Source organism: Streptomyces sp. CO7, from assembly GCF_053474865.1.
The window spans coordinates 827659-830911 of record NZ_JBRIOU010000002.1; the positions used below are offsets into that span (position 1 = coordinate 827659).

Below are 3253 nucleotides of genomic sequence, written 5' to 3' on the forward strand. Positions count from 1 at the left end.
GGCCGACACCGCGCCTCCCGCCGCCGCGCCCCCGCGACCGCCCTCCGCCGGACAGGTCACGCTGCCCGACGGAAGGGTGGAGCTCGCCCCCGACGCGCCGCCCCCGGACGGCCGTTACGCCAACGCCGACCTGCTGCCGGTGCCGGCCGCGGGGCGGACCTGGACCACCTACAACTTCTCCGCCCTGTGGGTCGGCATGGCCCACAACACCGCCTCGTGGACCCTCGCCTCCGGGCTCATCGCGGTCGGGATGGACTGGAAACAGGCGGTGTTCACCATCGCCCTGGCCAACCTGATCGTCCTGGCGCCGATGCTGCTCACCGGTCACGCCGGCCCCAAGTACGGCATCCCCTTCCCGGTCTTCGCCCGCTCCTCGTTCGGCATTCGGGGCGCCAACCTGCCCGCCGTGGTGCGGGCGTTGGTGGCCTGCGGCTGGTTCGGCATCCAGACCTGGATCGGCGGTGAGGCGATCTACTTCCTCGCCGGAAAGCTGATCGGGGAGGGCTGGACCGACACCGCGTCCGTCGGCGGCCACCCCTGGACGCTCTGGTTGTCGTTCGCGCTGTTCTGGGCGCTCCAGGTGGCGATCATCTTCCGCGGGATGGAGACCGTCCGCCGCTTCGAGAACTGGGCCGCGCCCTTCGTGCTGGTCGGCGCGTTCGTGATGCTGTGGTGGATGAGCGACAAGGCGGGCGGCTTCGGGCCGCTGCTCGACCAGCCGTCGAGGCTGGGCTGGGACGCCGACTTCTGGAAGCTGTTCGGGCCCGCGCTGATGGGCATGATCGGCTTCTGGTCGACGCTCTCCCTCAACATCCCCGACTTCACCCGCTACGGGAGGAGCCAGCGGGCGCAGACCTGGGGACAGGCGCTGGGCCTGCCGACCACGATGACCCTGTTCGCCTTCCTGTCGGTGATGGTCACCTCCGGCTCCCAGGCCGTCTACGGCGAGGCGATCTGGGACCCGGTGCGACTCGCCGCCAAGGTGGACAGCGTGGTCGGACTGCTCTTCGCGCTGGTGACGGTGCTGGTGGCGACCCTCTCGGTCAACATCGCGGCCAATCTGGTCTCACCGTCCTTCGACTTCTCCAACGTCGCGCCCCGCCACGTCAGTTTCCGCACCGGGGCGCTGGCCACGGCGGTGATCGCGGTGCTGATCATGCCGTGGAAGCTGTACCAGGACCCGCAGGGCTACATCTTCACCTGGCTGGGCCTGGTGGCCGGACTGCTCGGCACGGTGGCGGGCATCCTGATCGCCGACTACTGGATCCTGCGCCGCACCCGGCTCGACCTGCCGGGGCTGTACCGGGAGGGCGGACCCTACTGGTACAGCCGGGGCTGGAACTGGCGGGCCGTGGTGGCCTTCCTGACCGGCGGTGTCCTGGCGGTCGGCGGCGCGGACTTCGCGCCCCTGGTCGAGGGCCGCCCCCTCCCGGCGCTGTCCGGCCTCGCCGACTACGGCTGGGCGGTCGGCCTGGGCACGGCGATGCTCCTCCACCTCCTCCTCATGCTCCCCGTGGCCGCCCGCCGGCAGGAGAAGGTGTAACGCGAAGGTGCGCCGCGGATGTGCTGCCCTGGCAGCACATCCGCGGCGCACCTTCGCGATGCATCCGTCGTGGGGTCAGCCTGCCGGCTTCTCCAGGGCGGCGAGGGCCTCGCCGGCGGCCTTCGCCGCGCCGTCGCGGATCTTGTCCGCGCTCGGGGTCGTCTTGTCGACGAAGTCGCCGCCGTTGTACGTCACCACGACGATCGCGTTGCCCGAACGGACGGTCAGTTCCGTCTCCTGGACCTTGTTGCCCTTGTCGCTGGTGACCGCGCTCAGCGAGTACGCCTCGTCGCCGAGTCCCTTGAACGGGCCGCCCTTGCCGTCGGCGACGCGGTCGAAGGCCTTCTCCGCGTCCTCGGTGGAGCGGCGGATCTCGAAGGAGACGTCCAGCCAGCGGTAGGAGTACCCCTGCAACGCGTGCCACTGACACATCCGGCGCACGTCCTTGTCCGTGGACGCGAGTTCACCGGTGGTCAGCTTTCCGGGCACCAGTGAGGTGACGGTCTTCTTGGACACCGCCTTGCAGGGGTCCGGGGCCTTCTCGTGCGTCTTCTCCGCCTTGTCCGTCGTCTTCCCCGGCTCCTCGTCGTCCTTCCCGGACCCTTCACCCGAGTCGCCGGAGTCCGAGGAGGAGTCCGACGAGGTGGACTCCTGGCCGCTGGCGGCCGCTTCGGGCGGGTCGGCGAGGGGGCCGACGGACATCGCCCAGCCGGCGGAGGCGAGCACGACGACCGGCATCAGGCGCACAGTGAGAGCGAGCGGCAGATTGAAAGGCACGGCGCACTTCTCTGGGAGACGACGGCGGAGCCTGCCGGGGCAGGCGAACGCCAGTCAAACACGTGTTTCCGTCGCGACGGAAGTCTGAACTCGCTCCGTGGCCGACCGGTCACGCCCGCCCGCGGGCGGAACCGGCCACTCCACGAAGACCCGGGGAAGACCCCACGAAGACCCGGGGAAGACCCCACGAAGACCCGGGGAAGACCCCACGGAGCCCCGGGAAACCGCCGCGGAGGCCGGAAACCACCGCGGAGGCCCGGGGCGACCCCCGTCCACTTCACGGACGCCCCTCGGCCACGCCACGGAGCGGGATGGCCGAGGGACCCGGTGGACGGTCAGCAGACGCCGTCGCCCGGCTTGGGGTTGCCCAGGCCGAACAGCGGGCGGAGCTTGAGGCCGATCCAGGTGCCGCCGAGCGCGAACGCTCCCCACAGCCAGCCGTGCAGGCTGCCGGAGGCGATGCCGGCCAGGTAGGCGCCGATGTTGCAACCGCCCGCAAGGCGCGCGCCGATGCCCATCAGCACGCCGCCCAGCACCGCCGCCACGGCCGTGCGCCAGGGGATGCCGCGGTGCAGGGCCCACGTGCCGCCGAGGGAGGCGGCGAGGGCGGCGCCGACCATGATGCCGATGTCCGTCAGGCTCGTCCTGTCGGCCAGTACCGGACCGGCGAGCATCTCCGCGTTGCCGGGGCGCTGCCACCAGGTCCAGTTCTCCGGGTGCCCGCCCAGCGCGCCGACCAGCTCGGATCCCCAGAGGCTGAAGGCGCTGGTGATGCCCCACGCCCCGCCGGAGACGAGCAGTACCGCGCCGCCCAGGGCCGCCAGCACCAGGGCGCCGGCCGCCAGTGGCCAGGAGCCGCGCACCGCGCGGGCCAGGGCGCCGCGCGCCGAGGGCACCGCGTCCACCGGCGGCGGGTTGCGGCGGGCCTGGACC

3 protein-coding genes are annotated in these 3253 nt (G+C 71.9%); 1 reads left to right on the forward strand and 2 read right to left on the reverse strand.

The window, feature by feature from the left end:
- Window positions 1–1543, forward strand: a 1543-nt coding sequence (locus ACOV8S_RS05750; protein ID WP_448316441.1) for an NCS1 family nucleobase:cation symporter-1, incomplete at its 5' end; no start/stop codon positions are given.
- 75 nt (window positions 1544–1618) lie between these two features.
- Here ACOV8S_RS05750 and ACOV8S_RS05755 read toward each other — a convergent pair.
- Together ACOV8S_RS05755 and ACOV8S_RS05760 are read right to left on the reverse strand one after the other, a co-directional pair.
- Complete coding sequence (locus ACOV8S_RS05755; protein WP_448316442.1) at window positions 1619–2320, reverse strand: hypothetical protein; 702 nt, start codon at window positions 2318–2320, stop codon at window positions 1619–1621.
- A 335-nt stretch (window positions 2321–2655) separates the two neighbouring features.
- Window positions 2656–3253: YeeE/YedE thiosulfate transporter family protein (locus tag ACOV8S_RS05760; protein ID WP_448316443.1), on the reverse strand; the 598-nt coding region annotated here is incomplete at its 5' end.